General features: G+C 70.5%; 19 protein-coding genes and 1 pseudogene. 9 read left to right on the top strand and 11 right to left on the bottom strand.

Annotation, left to right across the window (positions count from 1 at the left end; translation table 11 throughout):
* The first annotated feature begins 11 nt into the window (after positions 1-11).
* On the top strand, positions 12-503 hold the full coding sequence (locus CHC09_RS05035) for a hypothetical protein (protein WP_089291708.1): 492 nt from the start codon (positions 12-14) through the stop codon (positions 501-503).
* Positions 504-507: 4 nt separating this feature from the next.
* Here the strand turns inward: CHC09_RS05035 and CHC09_RS05040 are convergent, their stop codons facing one another.
* Positions 508-1383 carry a PhzF family phenazine biosynthesis protein gene (locus tag CHC09_RS05040; RefSeq protein ID WP_089291709.1) on the bottom strand — a complete coding sequence of 292 codons (876 nt, stop codon included), beginning with the start codon at positions 1381-1383 and terminating at the stop codon, positions 508-510.
* A 27-nt stretch (positions 1384-1410) separates the two neighbouring features.
* On the opposite strand from CHC09_RS05040, the gene CHC09_RS05045 reads away from it, so the two are divergent.
* From CHC09_RS05045 to CHC09_RS05055, 3 genes are read left to right on the top strand one after another with little or no spacing between them, the layout of a single operon-like run.
* Complete coding sequence (locus CHC09_RS05045; RefSeq protein WP_089291710.1) at positions 1411-2685, top strand: magnesium transporter MgtE N-terminal domain-containing protein; 1275 nt, start codon at positions 1411-1413, stop codon at positions 2683-2685.
* A gap of 47 nt (positions 2686-2732) precedes the next feature.
* Positions 2733-3206: a DUF1003 domain-containing protein gene (locus CHC09_RS05050; protein ID WP_089291869.1), complete on the top strand. Its 474-nt coding sequence runs from the start codon at positions 2733-2735 to the stop codon at positions 3204-3206.
* 21 nt (positions 3207-3227) lie between these two features.
* Positions 3228-4376 carry an Mrp/NBP35 family ATP-binding protein gene (locus CHC09_RS05055; protein WP_089291711.1) on the top strand — a complete coding sequence of 383 codons (1149 nt, stop codon included), beginning with the start codon at positions 3228-3230 and terminating at the stop codon, positions 4374-4376.
* 3 nt (positions 4377-4379) lie between these two features.
* Here CHC09_RS05055 and CHC09_RS05060 read toward each other — a convergent pair whose 3' ends face one another.
* Together CHC09_RS05060 and CHC09_RS05065 are read right to left on the bottom strand one after the other, a co-directional pair.
* Positions 4380-4808: a twin-arginine translocase TatA/TatE family subunit gene (locus tag CHC09_RS05060; protein WP_089291712.1), complete on the bottom strand. Its 429-nt coding sequence runs from the start codon at positions 4806-4808 to the stop codon at positions 4380-4382.
* Between the two features lie 72 nt (positions 4809-4880).
* Positions 4881-6143 carry a S1C family serine protease gene (locus CHC09_RS05065; protein WP_089291713.1) on the bottom strand — a complete coding sequence of 421 codons (1263 nt, stop codon included), beginning with the start codon at positions 6141-6143 and terminating at the stop codon, positions 4881-4883.
* A 257-nt stretch (positions 6144-6400) separates the two neighbouring features.
* Between CHC09_RS05065 and CHC09_RS05070 the strand changes: the two genes are divergently transcribed.
* Entirely contained in the window at positions 6401-7012 is a 612-nt protein-coding gene (locus CHC09_RS05070) for an O-methyltransferase (RefSeq protein ID WP_089291870.1), read from the top strand.
* On the opposite strand, the gene CHC09_RS05075 is transcribed toward CHC09_RS05070, so the two are convergent.
* Entirely contained in the window at positions 6986-8404 is a 1419-nt protein-coding gene (locus CHC09_RS05075; protein ID WP_089291714.1) for a leucyl aminopeptidase family protein, read from the bottom strand. The genes CHC09_RS05070 and CHC09_RS05075 overlap by 27 nt on opposite strands.
* Before the next feature lie 77 nt (positions 8405-8481).
* The gene (locus tag CHC09_RS05080) at positions 8482-8649 is read right to left on the bottom strand and encodes a DUF3117 domain-containing protein (RefSeq protein WP_014447667.1); all 168 of its coding nucleotides are present in this window, start codon (positions 8647-8649) and stop codon (positions 8482-8484) included.
* Between the two features lie 273 nt (positions 8650-8922).
* On the opposite strand from CHC09_RS05080, the gene CHC09_RS05085 reads away from it, so the two are divergent.
* Both CHC09_RS05085 and CHC09_RS05090 read left to right on the top strand, forming a co-directional pair.
* Entirely contained in the window at positions 8923-9738 is an 816-nt protein-coding gene (locus CHC09_RS05085; protein WP_089291715.1) for a PaaX family transcriptional regulator, read from the top strand.
* Positions 9735-10523, top strand: coding sequence for an enoyl-CoA hydratase-related protein (locus tag CHC09_RS05090; RefSeq protein WP_089291716.1), 789 nt, complete (start codon positions 9735-9737; stop codon positions 10521-10523). The genes CHC09_RS05085 and CHC09_RS05090 overlap by 4 nt, the downstream gene beginning before the upstream one ends.
* Here CHC09_RS05090 and CHC09_RS05095 read toward each other — a convergent pair.
* The 5 genes and pseudogenes from CHC09_RS05095 to ndhC all read right to left on the bottom strand — a co-directional run bounded on the left by CHC09_RS05095 (position 10520) and on the right by ndhC (position 13025).
* The gene (locus CHC09_RS05095; protein WP_089291717.1) at positions 10520-11038 is read right to left on the bottom strand and encodes a hypothetical protein; all 519 of its coding nucleotides are present in this window, start codon (positions 11036-11038) and stop codon (positions 10520-10522) included. The two genes, CHC09_RS05090 and CHC09_RS05095, sit on opposite strands and share 4 nt — an antisense overlap.
* Before the next feature lie 13 nt (positions 11039-11051).
* Entirely contained in the window at positions 11052-11645 is a 594-nt protein-coding gene (locus CHC09_RS05100; RefSeq protein WP_089291718.1) for a DNA-3-methyladenine glycosylase I, read from the bottom strand.
* The gene (locus CHC09_RS05105) at positions 11642-12130 is read right to left on the bottom strand and encodes an SRPBCC family protein (protein ID WP_089291719.1); all 489 of its coding nucleotides are present in this window, start codon (positions 12128-12130) and stop codon (positions 11642-11644) included. The genes CHC09_RS05100 and CHC09_RS05105 overlap by 4 nt, the downstream gene beginning before the upstream one ends.
* Before the next feature lie 17 nt (positions 12131-12147).
* Positions 12148-12594, bottom strand: a pseudogene (locus CHC09_RS05110) (DivIVA domain-containing protein); the annotation flags it as partial.
* A 53-nt stretch (positions 12595-12647) separates the two neighbouring features.
* On the bottom strand, positions 12648-13025 hold the full coding sequence (gene ndhC / locus CHC09_RS05115) for an NADH-quinone oxidoreductase subunit A (RefSeq protein WP_089291721.1): 378 nt from the start codon (positions 13023-13025) through the stop codon (positions 12648-12650).
* Between the two features lie 176 nt (positions 13026-13201).
* Between ndhC and CHC09_RS05120 the strand changes: the two genes are divergently transcribed.
* A complete protein-coding gene (locus tag CHC09_RS05120) occupies positions 13202-15055 on the top strand; it encodes a 2-oxoacid:acceptor oxidoreductase subunit alpha (protein ID WP_089291722.1) in 1854 nt (617 codons plus the stop codon).
* On the top strand, positions 15048-16073 hold the full coding sequence (locus tag CHC09_RS05125; RefSeq protein ID WP_089291723.1) for a 2-oxoacid:ferredoxin oxidoreductase subunit beta: 1026 nt from the start codon (positions 15048-15050) through the stop codon (positions 16071-16073). The genes CHC09_RS05120 and CHC09_RS05125 overlap by 8 nt, the downstream gene beginning before the upstream one ends.
* A 184-nt stretch (positions 16074-16257) precedes the next feature.
* On the opposite strand, the gene CHC09_RS05130 is transcribed toward CHC09_RS05125, so the two are convergent.
* Positions 16258-17274, bottom strand: a complete 1017-nt coding sequence (locus CHC09_RS05130; protein WP_089291724.1) for a potassium channel family protein — start codon at positions 17272-17274, stop codon at positions 16258-16260.
* Positions 17275-17349 lie beyond the last annotated feature (75 nt).

The following is a 17349-nucleotide window of genomic DNA, read 5'->3' on the forward strand; positions in this document are numbered from 1 at the left end:
AGGATGACGCGATGACCGGAGTGCTGGACGAGGCGATCAAAAAAGCTGCCATCGCCTGGATCTCGGTGGCTGACGGGCCGGCGTACGCGCTCTGGTGCATGCCCGTGGAGACGTCGCTGGCCGTGGTCACCGGCCCCGGCGAGCAGTACGCGCCCGGCCTCGCCGAGGCGGACCGGGCCACGGTCCGGCTGCGTGGCGATCACGGCGGTCTGATCCTGACCACCGAAGCCGTGGTGCACCGGCTCGACCCCGACCGCGAGGAGTGGGCGGAGATCGCCCCACAGCTCGCCGGCAAGCGGCTGAACGCCTCCGGCAGCGCCGAGGAGCTGGTGGCCCGCTGGGCCGGATCGGGCTGCGCGCTGCTCCGGCTCACCCCGGCCGAGGAGACCGTGGTTGCCGCCCCGGGCCTGCCCGGGGAGTCGGGCGCGGCCACGCCCCGGGAAACCCCGGCCCGCGTCGAGACCCGCAGGCCGTTCCGGCTGCACAAGGTCGTCCGGCGCTGAGGGCTCAGCCGATGAACGGCGGAACGGCGATCCTTCCGGACGCGACCGGCTGAACGTGACCGGTGACGGTCACCGCGGTGGCGACGCCGCCCGCGGCGGTCACCGTGCAGTCGAGCACGGACGGTCGCTTCATCTCGACGCCCTGGTGCACCCGGTAGGCGGAGAGGCCGTCGCCGGGCAGCCGGCCCGCGGCGACCAGCCAGACCCCGAGGCCGAGCGCCGCCGACCCGGTGGCCGGGTCCTCCCAGACGGACGTGCCGGGCACGAACACCCGGGCGTGTGCCGTCCCGTCCTCCCACGAGAACACGCTCAGCTCGGTGATCCCGGCCAGTTCGGCCGCCTGGTGGTCGAGACGGATGTCGGCCAGCGCGGACCGTCGTACGGGAAGAAAGACCCAATCCAACCCACAGCCCGCCGTACGGGGAACGGCAACCGGGTCGCCGGCGTAGTCGTCGGCCGTCAGACCGGCGATCTTGAGCAACGTATCGGCCTCGACCGGATCGCCGAGCCGGGGCGCGGCCCCGGTGAGCGTGGCCGCGCCCGCGGCCGTCACCTCCAGCGGCAGCAGCCCCGCGCCGCATTCCTGCACGACCCGCCCGGGCCCGAAGCGGCCCTGCCGCATCAGCGTCACCGCCGTTCCCACGCTCGGGTGACCGGCGAACGGCAGCTCGGCCTCCGTGGTGAAGATCCGAACCCGGTACGTCGCCCCGGGATCGGTCGGTGGCAGCACGAACGTGGTCTCGGCCAGATTGAACTCGCGGGCCAGGGTCTGCATCTGATCGGCGCCCAACTGCTCCGCGCCGAACACCACCGCGAGCGGATTTCCGGTGAAGGGCCGATCTGTGAACACGTCGACTACCTCGTACGCCACGGTGGACATGTCCGGACCCTAACCTAATCTGGGGCTGTGACCATGGGGACGAGGGTTTATCTGGCCCGCCTGGCCGCTCTGCCGGTGTTCGACCCCAACGGCGACCGGGTCGGGCGGGTGCGGGACGCGGTCATCCGGCTGCGCACCACGAACCGTCCGCCGCAGATCGTCGGTCTGGTGGCCGAGATGGCGCTGCGCCGGCGGATCTTCCTGCCGATCGGGCGGATAACCAGCATGGACGCCGAGGGGGTCGTGCTCGGTACCGGCACTCTGAACCTGCGCCGGTTCGAGAAACGGCCGAACGAGTTGCTGATCCTGGCGGACGTGCTGGACCGCCGGGTCACCGTGGCGCCCGAGCAGGAGGGCAGCGACGAGCACCTCGGCACGGTGGTGGACATCGGCATGGAGCTGAATCGCAACACGGAGTGGGTGGTCACCCGGGTCGCGGTCCGCGAGCACACCGGCCGGCTGGCCCGCCGCGGCCACGTCTACCAGGTCGAGTACGACCGGGTCCGGGGCCTGGTCGGCCCGACCGACACGCAGGGCACCTCGAACCTGATCGCCCTGCTGGACCAGATGCGCCCGGCGGACATGGCGAACGCGCTGCAGGACCTGCCGGACGCCCGGCGCAACGAGGTGGCCGCCGCGCTCTCCGACCGCCGGCTCGCCGATGTGCTGGAGGAGCTGCCCGAGCACGATCAGGTGGAGATCCTGGTCCAGCTGGACCGGGAGCGGGCCGCCGACGTGCTGGAGCGGATGGACCCGGACGACGCCGCCGACCTGCTCGCCGAGCTGCCGAAGTCCGAGCAGGTGGTGCTGCTGGACCTGATGGAGCCGGACGAGGCCGCACCGGTCCGCCAGCTGATGATCTACCGCCCGGGCACCGCCGGCAGCGTGATGACCTCGGAGCCGGTGATCCTCACCCCGGACGCGACGGTCGCCGAGGCGCTGGCCCGGATCCGCGAGCCCGAGCTGTCGCCGGTGGTCGCGGCGCAGGTGTTCGTGGCCCGGGCACCGAGCGCCACCCCGACCGGGAAGTATCTGGGCATGGTGCATTTCCAGCGGCTGCTCCGGGAATCGCCGTCCTCGATCGTGGGCGGGCTGGTGGACAGCGGGATCGAACCGCTGCGGCCGGACATCAAGCTGGCCGAGATCACCCGGCGGATGGCGACGTACGACCTGGTCGCCATGCCTGTGGTGGACGGCACGCACCGGCTGCTCGGCGCGGTCACGGTCGACGACGTGCTGGACCACTCGCTGCCGCGTGACTGGCGTGACCGGGACGCCCACGAGGACGGGGAGCCACTGTGAGCGAGCCCCGCCGGGACCGCCTGGATCAGCCGCGTGAGCCGGGCCGGATGCAGCTGCCCAAGTTCGATCCGGAGGCGTTCGGCCGCTGGTCGGAGGGGATCGCGCGGTACATGGGGACGGCGAAGTTCATCGTCTACATGACCGTGGTGATCGGGGCCTGGTTCGCCTGGAACACGCTGGCGCCGGAGCGGATGCGGTTCGACCCGTACACGTTCACCTTCCTCACCCTGGTCCTGTCGTTGCAGGCGTCCTACGCCGCGCCGCTGATCCTGTTGGCGCAGAACCGGCAGGCCGACCGTGATCGCCTGACCATGGAGGAGGATCGACGCCGCGCCACCCTGCAGAAGGCCGACACGGAGTTCCTGGCCCGCGAGATCGCATCCCTGCGGATCGCTCTCGGTGAGGTCGCGACCAGGGATTTCCTCCGTTCCGAGCTGACCCGGCTGGCCACCGAGCTGGACGACGCGGCGCTGCGGCGGGAGAAGCGGGCCCGTATGGAGTGGGAGGAAGACCACCCCTGACCTCGACGTAGCATGGGCTCCATGTCCGCACCTGCCTCAACCCTCGAGGACGCGATCCAGGCCGCTCTGGCGACCGTCGACGACCCCGAGATCCGCCGCCCGATCACCGAACTCGGCATGGTCAAGGGCTTCACCGTCAGCGACGGCCTCGTCAAGGTCGATCTGCTGCTCACCGTCGCCGGCTGCCCGCTGAGGGACAAGCTGACCACCGACATCACCGCCGCGGTCACCGAGATCCCCGGCATCACCGGCGCCGAGATCAACTTCGGCGTGATGAGCGAGGAACAGCGGAAGGCGCTTCAGACCACGCTACGTGGCGGCGCCGCCGCCGAGCCGGTCATCCCGTTCGCCCAGCCCGGCTCCCGGACCAGGGTGTACGCGGTGGCCAGCGGTAAGGGCGGGGTCGGCAAGTCGAGCGTGACGGTGAACCTGGCCGCGGCGCTCGCCAAGCGGGGCCTGTCGGTCGGCGTGGTCGACGCGGACATCTACGGCCACTCGGTGCCGCGGATGCTCGGTGTGCAGAGCCCGCCCACCCGGGTCGAGGACATGATCATGCCGCCGCAGTCGCACGGTGTGAAGGTGATCTCGATCGGCATGTTCACCGCCGGCAACGCCGCGGTGGTCTGGCGGGGCCCGATGCTGCACCGGGCGTTGCAGCAGTTCCTCGCCGACGTCTACTGGGGCGACCTGGACGTGCTGCTGCTCGACCTGCCGCCGGGCACCGGTGACGTGGCCATCTCCCTGGCCCAGCTCCTGCCGAACGCGGAGATCCTGGTCGTCACCACCCCGCAGATGGCGGCCGCCGAGGTGGCCGAGCGGGCCGGCGCGATCGCGCTGCAGACCCACCAGCGGCTGGTCGGCGTGGTGGAGAACATGTCCTGGCTGGAGCTGCCGGACGGCTCCCGGATGGAGGTCTTCGGCGCCGGTGGCGGCGAGACCGTGGCCCAGTCGCTGACCCAGACGGTCGGCGCCCGGGTGCCGCTGCTCGGGCAGATCCCGCTGGACACGCGGGTCCGCGAGGCCGGCGACGCCGGCACGCCGATCGTGCTGGCCGACCCGTCGGCCCCGGCTGCGAAGGCGCTCGACGAGGTGGCCGACAAGCTGGCCGTCCGCCGCGAGTCCCTGGTCGGAAAGCCCCTGGGCTTGATGGTCAACGCCAAACGGGGCTGACGCCTACGTCGCGTCCAGATCAAAGCGCTGCGCCGGTCGAGGGCTCTCGGCCGGCGCGCTGCTTTTGCCGACGCTCCGCAGGTCGGAGGCGGTCTCGTTGAGGTTCGCCTTCACGCCGTTCAGGTCGGACTTGACGCCGTTCAGATCCTGCTTCACGTCGTCGAAGAGGCTCTGCAGCGGCTTGCGCAGCGCCTGCTCCTCATCCTCGCTGAGGATGTGCTTGCGGATGAACGCCTTCGGATGCAGATCCTCGAGCTGGATGTCGGTGCCCAGTTCCTTGCTCAGGTCCGAGGTCGCGTTCTGTGCCATCGAGCGCAGCCCGCGCAGCATCCGCAGCCCGTCCCCGATGACCTTGGGCAGGCGTTCCCCGAAGATCAGCAGTGCGAGCATCAGCAGCGCGCCGATCTCCCACCAGTTCAGATTCTCGAACACGAGCGACCTCCCCACAGCGTCCGGGGGCAAGCGTACGCACGCGACCTGTGCTCCGGACACCCCACCTGGCTGTCAGTTCGTGTCGGCGGCCAGGGTCACCGAGGCGGAGCCGGTCTTGGTACCCCGCCGGTACTCCACCGCGACCACCGCGCCGGGCGCGTGCTTGCGCACCAGGGCGATCAGATCGGTGCCGTCCTGCACCGGGTGACCGTCAATCTTGGTGAGCACGTCACCGGCCTTCAGACCGGCCGCGGCGGCCGGACCGGCCCGCTCCACCGAGCGCAGTTTGGCGCCGCCGGCACTGCCGGCGGCGTTGACCTCCGCGCCGATGACCGTGCGCCGGGCCTTCCCGGTGTCGATGATGTCCTGCGCGATCCGCTTGGCCTGGTTGATCGGGATGGCGAAGGCGAGACCGATGTTGCCGGCCTCGTTGTCCGCACCGCCCACCGAACGGATCACCGAGTTCACCCCGATCACCTCGCCGCCCGCGCTCACCAGCGGACCACCGGAGTTGCCCTGGTTGACCGCGGCGTCGGTCTGGATGGCCGCGTAGTACCGGGTGGTGCCACCGGACTCGCCGGCCTCGATGGTGCGGTCCAGGGCGCTGACGATGCCGTACGTCACGGTGTTCTCCAGCGCGAGCGGCGAACCGAACGCGAGCACCGGATCACCCACCGCGAGCGCGTCGGAGTCACCGAACTCCACCACGGGCAGCCCGGACTTTGCGATTTTGATCACCGCGATGTCCGACTCCGGGGCACGCCCCACGAGCTTTGCGGAGGCCGTGGAGCCGTCGCTGAACGAGACCGTCATGGTGTTGCCGGCCCCGTCGACCACGTGGTCGTTGGTGATCACGTAACCGTCCGCGGAGACCACGAACCCGGAGCCGATCGCGCCGGTCACGTGCACCGTGACGACGCTGGGCTGGACCTGCTTGGCCACCCCGGCCAGCGACCCGGGGTCCCGGGCGACCACCGCCGGGCTCTGCTGCCCGGTCCCGCCGAGCTGGATCCCGCCGCTGCTCGCGTAGCCACCGCGGACCGCGAAGACGAAGCCGAGCGTGCCACCGAGACCGCCCGCGAGCAGGGCGGTGATCGTGGAGATCAGCAGGATCAGGGAGAGCGGACGGCGCGGGGCGTCGGGGTCCGGCACCGGGTCGAGAGGCGGGCCGCCGGACGGTGGGGGTGGTGGGAGCACGACGGCGGACGGGGCCCACGGGTCCCGCCAGGGATCGTTCAGCGCGTCGGTCCACCAGGGTGACCCGGGCGGCGGCTGGTGCTCACCGGGCGCAGACGACGCCGTGGGTGGCCGGCGCCAGTTCCAGCCGTCGGTCACGTCGGGGCCTCCAGTCATCGCTCGCCCGGCTCCGCATCCAGGATGACACGGATTCGGCCCGCCGCGCCGTCCAGCCATGGCCTCGAGGTCCCGACTGGGCTGTTTATCCATCGACGGCACCGTGCATCACGGGTGGACATCGCTCTACTCTCTTATCCGATGTGCGCGGTTCCGCCGCCACGTCGCCCCTCGCCGCACGGAGGTTCGTCATCATCGGTCCTGCCGCCCGCTCCTTCGGCCAGCCATCGGGTCCCTCCATGCCCTTCGCCGAGACCTACGCGACCGAGGACCCGATCCTGCAGACGGCTCGCTCGCTCGCGCATGAGCTCGGCCTGCCCTGTGTCTCACCCGCCGCCGGCTCCGTGCTGCGCCTGCTGGCCGCCGCCGGCAACGCCAAAGCGGTCGTCGAGATCGGCACCGGCACCGGGGTGAGCGGCATCTGGCTGCTGCGCGGCATGCGCCCGGACGGGGTGCTCACCACCATCGACGTCGAGCACGAGCACCAGCGGATCGCCCGGCGGGTGTTCGTCGAGGCCGGCTTCGCGCCGTCGCGGACCCGGATCATCAGCGGGCGGTCGCTGGACGTGCTCCCCCGGCTGGCCGACGGGGCGTACGACCTGATCTTCGTGGACGCCGACACCACCGAGTTCGCCGCGTGCACCGAGGCGGCGCTGCGGCTGCTGCGCCCCGGCGGCGTGCTGGTCGTGAACGGGGTGCACGCCGGCGGCCGGATCACCGATCCGGCCGCCCGTGACGTGGACACCCTCACCGTGCGCGAGACGGTGAAGACGATCCGGGAGTCCGAGGAGTGGATCGCCGCGGTCATCTCGGCCGGAGCCGGACTACTGACCGCCGTCAAGCAGGGCTAGGTACCGGACCAGCGTCCGGGCGCCCCAACCGGTGGCGCCCTTGGTCAGGTCGCCGTCGTGGGCCTGCGCCCAGGCCGGCGCGGACATGTCCAGGTGCGCCCAGGACTTCACGTCCCCCATGAACTCGCGCAGGAAGAGCGCCGCCACCACGGAACTCACGTGGGTCGGCGAGCTGTGCCGGTCGGCGATCTCGCTGCTGAGGTACTCGACGTAGTCCGCGGGCAGCGGCAACCGCCACATCCGCTCACCGGCCGCCGAGCCCGCCGCTTCCAGCTGACCGGCCAGCGCGTCGTCCTCGCTGTACAGAGCCGCCGTGCGCTTGCCGAGGGCGACCGCGTTCGCCCCGGTCAGCGTGGCCAGCACGACGATGGTGTCCGGGTTCAACCGCTCGGTCGCGTAGCCCAACGCGTCGGCCAGCACCAGCCGGCCCTCGGCGTCCGAATTGGTGCTCTCGCTGGTGGTGCCGTCGTAGTGCCGGATGATGTCGCCGGGCCGGAACGCCGCCGCGCCGACCGCGTTCTCGGCGAGCGGGAGCAGCGTGGTCACCCGGACCGGCAGCTCCAGGTCGGCGGCGGCGAGGGTGGCGCCGAGGACCGCGGCCGCGCCGCCCATGTCCTTCTTCATCAGCCACATGCCGTCCCGCGGCTTGATCGAGATGCCACCGGTGTCGAAGGTGATCCCCTTGCCGACCAGCACCACGTGCCGCGCGTCCGGCGCCGCGGGCGGTGTCCAGGACACCTCGACGAAGCGGGGCGGCGACACCGAGGCACCGCCGACCGCCACCAGACCACCGAAACGCTCCAGCTCCTCGCCGGCGAGCACCTTGACGGTCATGCCCGGACGCTTCGCCGCCTCGGCGACCACCTGGTCGGCGAACCAGGCCGGATTCTTCAACGACGACGGTGTGTTGGTGAGGTCCCGGGCCAGCCAGGTGGCGGTGGCCGTCGCCCGCGCCTGGGCGAGCGCCTCGGCGTACGCCGGAGATTCCCGGACGACCAGTTCGACATCGCCGGACCGCGGCGGCTTCGGAGCCTCGCGATAGCGATAGCCACCCAGCCACAGGCCCTCGGCCAGACCGCGCAGCGCGTCCGGCGACAGGTCGTCCGGAAGCCGGACCTGAGCCTGCTCGTCGTCGGTCAGGGCCCGGACGATCGCGGCGCCGGCGGCCCGCCAGCCCGCCTCGTCGCCGTCGCCGGCACCGGCCAGCAGCACCCGGGCCGGGCGGCGCAGCGGGCGCGGCAGAACGGTGACCTCGCCGGCTTTCCGAGCGTCGGGCGTCGCTGCCGCGAGCGCGCTCACCTCGGCGCCGACATCGTCGTCACCAGGGGCGCCGACCGGCACCACCCAGGTCCGCGCGTCGTCGAGCCCACCAGCAAACCTGATAGCGAACACGGGAGGATGACCTTTCCCTGAGACGTGGAAAGCCCGCCGGTACGGGCGGTACCGTACCGGCGGGCTCGCGTGAAACGTCAGCCGGCGATCGACTTCAACGCGTCACCCAGCGCGTTGGCCTCGTCCGGGGTCATCTCCACGACGAGACGGCCACCACCCTCCAGCGGGACGCGCATGACGATGCCACGCCCCTCCTTGGTGACCTCCAGCGGACCATCGCCCGTCCGCGGCTTCATCGCCGCCATCTTGTCTCCCCTCAGACCTACGTCAGGGTCGGTGGGTTGCCCCACAGCCACTTGCTCCTGGAATGCCAGCAGCCGCGTCACGTGCTCAGCCCCACGTGACGCGGTGCTCGTTTCCGACCGGCGGCCGTACAGGCCGTTTCACGTCTTCACGCGTTGCGGCCCACCGTGCCGATCAAACATTTTCCCTGATGAACACCGGCGAACCCAAACCCAGCCCGGGCGGATGTGACAGCGTCTAGCATATCGTCTTTTGGGCTGTCACAATGTGCGGTCATGCAGGCGCGGTCCGCACTCTTCGACCTGTACGGCGACTACCTGCGCACCCGCGGCTCGCGAGCCCCGGTCGCCGCCCTCGTGCGGCTGCTCGCTCCGCTGGACATCGCGGCCCCGGCAGTCCGCACCGCAGTGTCGCGAATGGTGCGACAGGGCTGGCTGCATCCGCTGCGCATGACCTCCGGACCGGGCTATCTGCTCACTCCCAAGGCGGCGCGGCGGCTTGACGAGGCCACCGCGCGGGTGTACCGAATCGGACGCGGCGGCTGGGACGGCCGCTTCGATCTGGTCCTGCTGCACGACCCGCCACTGGCCCGCCGGGAGACGGAACGGCTCGCCTTCCTCGGGTACGGGCCCCTCAGCGAACAGGTGTGGGTCGCCCCGCGAGCGTCGGACGAGTTGGACGCGGTGCTCCAGGAGGCCGGGGCGGGTTACGAACGGTTCAGCGCGGCTCACTCGGCCGGCTCGGCCGGGGCCAACGCGATCGTCCGCAAGGCCTGGGATCTGGACCGGATCGGACGGTCGTACCAGGACTTCGAGGCCGAGCTACAGCCGGTGGTGAAGGCGGTCACCGTGCGTAGCCCGGACGAGGAGGCGTACGCGGCCCGCTTCCGCCTGGTGCACGCCTGGCGCTCGTTCCTCTTCCACGATCCACAGTTGCCCACGCCGCTGTTGCCACCCGGCTGGCCGGGCGTCCACGCCGCCGCCTTCTTCGACAAGCACGCCGCCCGGCTGCGTCCCGCCGCCGATCGTTACGTCGAACGTTGCCTGCACCCGGCCCACAGGAGCGGCCGTGTGGGATTCTCTGACACATGACCGACGCGCTCCTCGTCGACCGCACTGACGCGGTCGTCACATTGACCCTGAACCGCCCCGAGGCGATGAACTCCTTCACCGTGGACCTCAAGGTGGCCCTCCGGGACACCCTGGCCGAGCTGGAGACCGACCGGTCCTGCCGGGCGATCGTCCTGGCCGGTGCCGGTGCGGCCTTCTGCGGCGGCCAGGACCTGCGCGAGCACGCGGAGCTGCTGGGGCAGGGCCACACCGACCTGAACACCGTCCAGGTGCACTACAACCCGATCGCGCAGCGGCTCGCCAGCATGCCGAAGCCGGTGATCGCGGCCGTGCGCGGGATGGCGGCCGGCGCGGGCGCGTCGCTGGCGATGCTCGCCGACTTCCGGATCGGCGGGCCGAAGACGTCGTTCCTGATGGCCTTCGCCAACGTCGGCCTGGCCGGCGACAGCGGCATCTCCTGGTCGCTGCCGCGGATCGTCGGGCACGCCCGGGCGGTCGAACTGCTGCTGCTCGCCGAGCCGGTGAAGGCGCAGCGGGCGTACGAGATCGGCATGCTCACCCGGCTGCTCGAGGACGACGAGCAGGTGCTGCCGGTGGCCCAGGAGCTGGCCGCCCGGATGGCCGCCGGGCCGACCCTGGCCTATGGCGCGATCAAGCGGGAGCTGTCGATCGGCGACGCCGGCACGCTCTCCGACGCGCTCGCCGCCGAGGCCCAGGCGCAGGCGATCTGCGGGGCGACGGCGGACCACCGGAACGCGGTCGACGCGTTCGTCAACAAGCGGAAGCCGGTTTACGAGGGCCGCTAGTCCTCGTCTTCCTCATCTTCTTCCTCGGGGTCCTGGTTCGCCTCGACCCCGAGGACGAAGGCCTGCATCGCCAGCTCGTCACCGGACGGCCAGACATAGGTCGGCAGCTCCCGGGGGCCCAGCTCGTTCACGTGCGACCAGAACTGCCGGACCGCCTCGGCCGGACCCGACGCCTCGATCGGCATCGCCACGCTGACCAGCCAGTTGCGCTTCGGCCGGGCCGCGCCGAGCCGGTCGGCGAAGCGCCGGAAGTCGGCCTCCGCCACGGCGCCGCCGGAGGCCAGCTCACCGGCCGGGACCGGCTCGTCGAAGGCCCGGCGCAGGTACGCCAGGGCCAGGTACTCGCCCGCCTTCTCGACCCGGGCCAGCGCCACGACCTGCTCGTCGGCGATCAGGAGGGCCTCGTCACCGGCGGACACCCCGGCCGGGCCGCCCGCCACCACCACGACGTCCTGCTGGAACAGACGTTCCGTCGCCCACTGCTCCGAAGGGATGATCACCGACCATTGCGCCATAAGCCCTATCCCATCACGCGCCGGGGCTCGCGGTGACCGGTGGGACCCAACAGCCGATCAGATGGTCGTCGACCATGCCAGTCGCCTGCATCAACGCGTACGCCGTGGTCGGGCCGACGAACTTGAAGCCGCGCTTCTTGAGCGTCCTGGCCATCGCCGTCGACTCCGGCGTCACGGCCGGCACGGCCGCCCTGCCGTCCGGGCGCGGCCGCGGCGCGGGGGCGAAGGACCAGAGCAGCTCGGTCAGCTCGCCCGGCGCCAGCTCCGCGGCGACCCTCGCGTTGTGCAGGGCGGCGTCGACCTTCATCCGGTTCCGGACGATGCCCGCGTCGGCCATCAGCCGGTCCGCGTCGGCCTCGGTGTACGCCGCGACCTTGGTGATCGAGAAATCGTCGAAAGCGGCCCGGAACGCCGGGCGCTTGCGCAGAATGGTGATCCAGGAGAGGCCGGACTGAAAGGCCTCCAGGGTGAGCCGCTCGAAGAGCGCGTCGTCGCCGCGCACCGGCCGGCCCCACTCGGTGTCGTGGTACGCCGCGTACTCCGGTGAGCCGCCGCCCCAGAAGCAGCGCGCCTTGGTGTCGTCGCCGATCAGGAGGTCGTCGGTCATGGAAGGCGCCCCTGTTCGACGAGGCGCCCGAATCTCTTCAGCGCGCCGGTGAAGCCGAGCTTCGAGCCGGGCCAGAGCACCGGCCAGGCGATCTTGCCGACCGGACCGGGCGGCAGGTGGAACCACTCGTGCAGCACGATCTGGGTCCGGTCGCCGGACATCGCGGTGCAGCGCATCGAGCCGGGGCCCCGCAGCACCTTTCCGCAGTGCACCACGCGGACCTCGTACGGCGCGTTGACCTTGACCACGCGCAGCTCGTCCCGGAGCACGGCCGGCCCGAGCGCGGTGACCGCCTCGACCAGGCTGCCCTCGCCGCCGTCCCCCTCGACCACCCGGACCCGGGTGAACGGGATCCACTCGGACTGCTTCTCCCAGTTGAGGAACGCGGCGAAGACCTTCGGCGCCGGGGCGTTCACGATCACCGTGGCGGTGAACTCGCCGGAGCCGGGACGGGCCGGGTCGTCGGCCGGGCCGCTGCCGCTCATCGCTGCTCCGCCGGCTCCTCATCGGCCGCGGCCGGCGGCGCTTCGGCCACCTCCACCACCGGCTCGTCCGCGGCCGGCGCGGAGGTCTCCGTCGATGAGGCCGGCGCGATCGCGGCCTCGCGGGCGGAGCGCAGCGCGTCCGCGTCCTCGGTCCGGCCCTCGCGCAGTGCCGTCACCTCGGCCTCCAGCACACCGATCAGCTCGCTCTTGTAGCCGATGTCGTACGCCGCGCGCTGCAGCGCCTGGTCGACCTGAGCCATCCGGTACCCGCGCCAGGCGGTGTCGAACCGGGTCTTGCCCAGGTCGTCCTCGCCCAGGGGACGGTCACCGGGCAGGGGGACCGACTGGCCGTCGGGCTCCACCGGGGTGAGCCCGGAGTCGCCCCCGCTCAGCAGAACGGTCACGCCGAAGACGATCGTTCCGACGACCAGCGCTACGACAATGAAGAGCCAAAGCTGAGTCATGCGCACGATGTTGACATGTCAGCTTTCCGGTGGCGAGTTCGCCACCCTTCCGGTCAGGTCCAGCCGAGGATCTTCTTGCGCCAGGCGTAGAGAATCCCCAGCGCGAGCACCGCGACGAAGATGCCCATCTCCGCGATGGCGGCGCCGCCGAAGCCCGGGAGATCGAAGATCACCGCCCACGGGAAGAGGAAAACGGCTTCCACCGCGAAAAGCACATAAAGGTACGCATAAACGTAGTACCGAATCTGTGCCTGCGCCCAGTCACCGCCGACCGGGTCGATACCGCTCTCGTACGGGATCCGCTTGCCGGCCGGCTCGGCGGGACTCGCCGGGCGCAGCAGCCGGTTGGCCCCGAACGCGGCCACGAACAGCAGCACCCCGGCCGCGACGACGAGCCCGAGGGTGGCGTACGAGCCCAGGTATCCGTCCACGAATGGGCAGCCTACCCAAGAGCGCTAGCTGTTCACAGCACCGGATCGCTACTGTGGGCCACGGTCCGCGGCCACCTCCGTAAGGAGTGGCGAAGTAGTGTGGAACTGACGATGTGCGGGCCGGCTCATCGACGTGCGTACACAAGATCGGCCCGCGCTCTTTGGAGGTTTGAAACGTGGCCGCTCCCGCGAAGCGAGTCGAGCAGCTGGATCGGGTGGTGATCCGATTCGCCGGTGACTCGGGCGATGGCATGCAGCTCACCGGTGACCGGTTCACCTCGGAGACCGCGCAGCTCGGCAACGACATCTCCACCCTGCCGAACTTCCCCGCCGAGATCCGCGCCCCCGCCGGCACCCTGCCGGGTGTCTCGAGTTTCCAGGTCCATTTCGCCGACTACGACATCCTGACCCCGGGCGACGCGCCGAACGTGCTGGTCGCGATGAATCCGGCCGCCCTCAAGGCGAACCTGTCGGAGCTGTCGTCCGGCGCCGACATCATCGTCAACACCGACGAGTTCACCAAGCGCAACCTGGCCAAGGTGGGCTACACGACCAGTCCGCTGGACGACGGCTCCCTCTCCGGTTACTCCGTGCACCCGGTCGCGCTGACCTCGATGACCGTCGGCGCGCTGGACGGCCTCGGGATCGCGAAGAAGGACGCCGAACGCGCCAAGAACATGTTCGCGCTCGGCCTGCTGAGCTGGATGTACTCCCGCCCGTTCGAGTCAACCCTGCGGTTCCTGGAGCGCAAGTTCGCCAAGCGGCCGGAGCTGGTCGAGGCGAACAAGACGGCGTTCCGCGCCGGGTGGAACTACGGCGAGACCACCGAGGTCCTCTCGGTGCGCTACGAGATCAAGCCGGCCAAGATGCAGCCGGGTACGTACCGGAACATCACCGGCAATCAGGCGCTCGCGCTCGGACTGGTGGCCACGGCGGTGCGGTCCCGGCTGCCGCTCTTCCTGGGCGCCTACCCGATCACGCCGGCCTCGGACATCCTGCACGAGCTCTCCAAACACAAGCGGTTCGGCATCACCACGATGCAGGCCGAGGACGAGATCGCGGCGATCGGGGCGGCGCTCGGCGCGGCGTACGGCGGGGCGCTGGGGGTCACCACCACCTCCGGTCCCGGCGTGGCGCTCAAGGGCGAGACCATCTCCCTGGCCATCGCGCTGGAGCTGCCGCTGGTCATCGTCGACGTGCAGCGGGCCGGGCCGTCGACCGGCATGCCGACCAAGACCGAGCAGGCCGATCTGAACATGGCGCTCTACGGCCGGCACGGCGAGGCGCCGCTCGCGGTGATCGCCCCGAAATCCCCGTCGGACTGCTTCCACGCCGCGTTGGAGGCGGCGCGGATCGCTCTGACCTACCGGACGCCGGTCATCCTGCTCTCCGACAACTACGTGGCGAACGGCTCCGAGCCGTGGCTGCTGCCGTCGGTCGACGAGCTGCCCGACCTGTCGGTGGAGTTCACCACCGCGCCCAACAGCGACGACGGCAAGTTCCTGCCGTACCTGCGGGATCCAGAGACGCTGGCTCGGCCGTGGGCGATCCCCGGCACGCCCGGCCTGGAACACCGCATCGGCGGACTGGAGAAGGCGGACAAGACCGGCGACATCTCCTACGACCCGGCCAACCACGAGTTCATGGTCCGCACCCGGGCCGCGCGGATCGAGGCCATTCAGGTTCCGGACGTCGACGTCGAGGACCCGGACGAGAACGCGCGTGTGCTGGTGCTCGGCTGGGGCTCGACGTACGGGCCGATCGGCGCGGCCTGCCGTGCGCTGCGCCAGCGTGGGCTGACCATCGCACAGGCCCACCTGCGACACCTGGCGCCGCTGCCGGCCAACCTCGGCGAGGTCCTCGCCTCGTACGACAAGGTCGTCATCCCGGAGATGAACCTCGGCCAGCTCGCCCACGTGATCCGGGCGCGGTACCTGGTCGACGCCGTGCCCTTCAACCAGGTCAGCGGCCTGCCGTTCACCGCCGCGACCCTGGAGAACATGCTCGAGGACGTGGTCAAGAATGGCTAGCCCGACACAGATCCCAGTGCAACTGACGATGAAGGACTTCAAGTCCGACCAGGAGGTCCGCTGGTGCCCGGGGTGCGGTGACTACGCCATCCTGGCCGCCGTCCAGAGCTTCATGCCGGAGCTGGGCATCCCGCGGGAGAACATCGTCTTCGTCTCCGGCATCGGCTGCTCGTCGCGCTTCCCGTACTACATGAACACCTACGGGATGCACTCGATCCACGGCCGCGCCCCGGCGATCGCCACCGGGCTCTCCGCGTCCCGCCCCGACCTGAGCGTCTGGGTGGTGACCGGTGACGGTGACGCCCTCTCGATCGGCGGCAACCACCTGATCCACGCGCTGCGCCGCAACGTCAACCTGAAGATCCTGCTGTTCAACAACCGGATCTACGGCCTGACCAAGGGGCAGTACTCGCCGACCTCGGAGCTCGGCAAGATCACCAAATCGACGCCGGCCGGTTCGGCGGACTCGCCGTTCAATCCGCTCTCGCTCGCGCTGGGAGCCGAGGCGACGTTCGTGGCCCGGACCATCGACTCGGACCGTAAACACCTGCAATCGGTGCTGCGGGCCGCGGCGGCGCACGAGGGTTCCGCGTTCGTCGAGATCTACCAGAACTGCAACATCTTCAATGACGGCGCCTTCGATCTGATCAAGGACCCGGACTCCCGCGACCAGCATCTGATCCGCCTGGAACAGGGCCGGCCGATCACCTTCGGCAGCGACGACCAGTTCTCGGTGGTCCACCCGGAGGGCAGCTTCGGCCTGAAGGTGCAGGAGGGCGGGACACCGATCGTGCACGACGCCGGGGTCGACGACCCGGCGTACGCGTTCGCCCTGTCCCGGCTCTCCGGCTCCGACCTCAACACCACGCCGATCGGGGTGTTCCGCGACGTGCGGCGCCCGTCCTACGACGAGATCGTCCGCAAGCAGCTGGTCGACGCGCAGGCCGGGTCGAGCGGCACCCCCGAGGAGATGCTCAACGGCCTCCTCAACTCCGGCGACACCTGGACCATCCTCTGAGCGGAACCACGTGAGAAGGTCCGGCGCTCCTCGGCGCCGGACCTTTTTTCTTCCGGTACGGACCGGTCGGCGCGTAGCGGCCCGGAGCGGCGGCGACACCGCGCGAGATCGGCACGGGGCTTGGGCCGAGAGGCCTGGGGGCGCGACTCCATCGGTCGTACCGGCGGAATGGGTTTGATGGGTTTCAGAGAGAGATTCCGTTGGCGGCGGGTTCGTCCGCGCGGATGTAGACCAGCAGGTCGCCGGTCTCGATGGTGACCACCTTCTCGCCGCCGAGCGGCAGCACCTTTCCGCGCCGGATCAGCGCGACCACCAGCGTCGACAGCTCCCGCGGGTTGCGGCCGACCTCGGCGCGCTCGGCCGAGCGCATCGCCAGCGCCATGCCCTGACCCGGGTTGAGCAGGTCCTCCACGACGTCGATCAGCGGTGGCGCGGTGGTGGTCAGGCCGAGCAGGCGGCCGGCGGTGGCCGAGGAGACGACCACGTGGTGCGCGCCGCTCTGCTTGAGCAGCGCCGCGTTCTCCTGCTCACGGACGGCCGCGATGATCCGCACCTGGCCGGCCGTCAGCTGCCGGACGGTCAACGTGATCAGCACCGACGCCTCGTCCTGGTCGGTCGCGATGATCACCGACTTGCAGTTCTTGACGTCCGCCTCGAGCAGCACCGCCGAGCGGGTGGCGTTGCCCTCGATCACCACGAAGCCGCTGGCCGTGGCCTGCCGGATCGCGGCCTCGCGGTTCTCCACGACCACGATGCGGGACTTGTCGTAGCCGGCCTCCAGCAGCGCGTCGACCGCGGCCCGGCCCTTGGTGCCGTAGCCGCAGATGATCACGTGATCCTTCAACTTGTGCCTCCACCGGCTGATCCGCAGGCCCCTGCGGTACTGGTCGGTCAGTACTTCCAGGGTGGTGCCGACCAAGATGATCAGGAAGAGCACCCGGGCGGGCGTGATGAAGAGGACGTTGACCATCCGGGCGCCCTGAGTCGCCGGGGTGATGTCGCCGTACCCGGTGGTGGAGAGCGAGACGACCGCGTAGTAGAAGCAGTCGAGCAGGGTGAGGCCGTCGTCGTTCACGTCGCGGTAGCCGCCACGGTCCAGATAGACGATCATGACCGCGCCCAGCACCAGGGCGAGCGCCAGCACCATCCGGACGGCAAGAGCTCTCAACGGTCCCTGACGGACCATCGGCAAATGAATCATGGGACCGCCTGCACGGACACACCCTAACGGCCGGGTTGATATTCAAACCCCGCGGACATCAGATCAGTACCCGAC

It is taken from the genome of Actinoplanes regularis (assembly GCF_900188005.1).
Classification (GTDB): domain Bacteria; phylum Actinomycetota; class Actinomycetes; order Mycobacteriales; family Micromonosporaceae; genus Actinoplanes; species Actinoplanes regularis.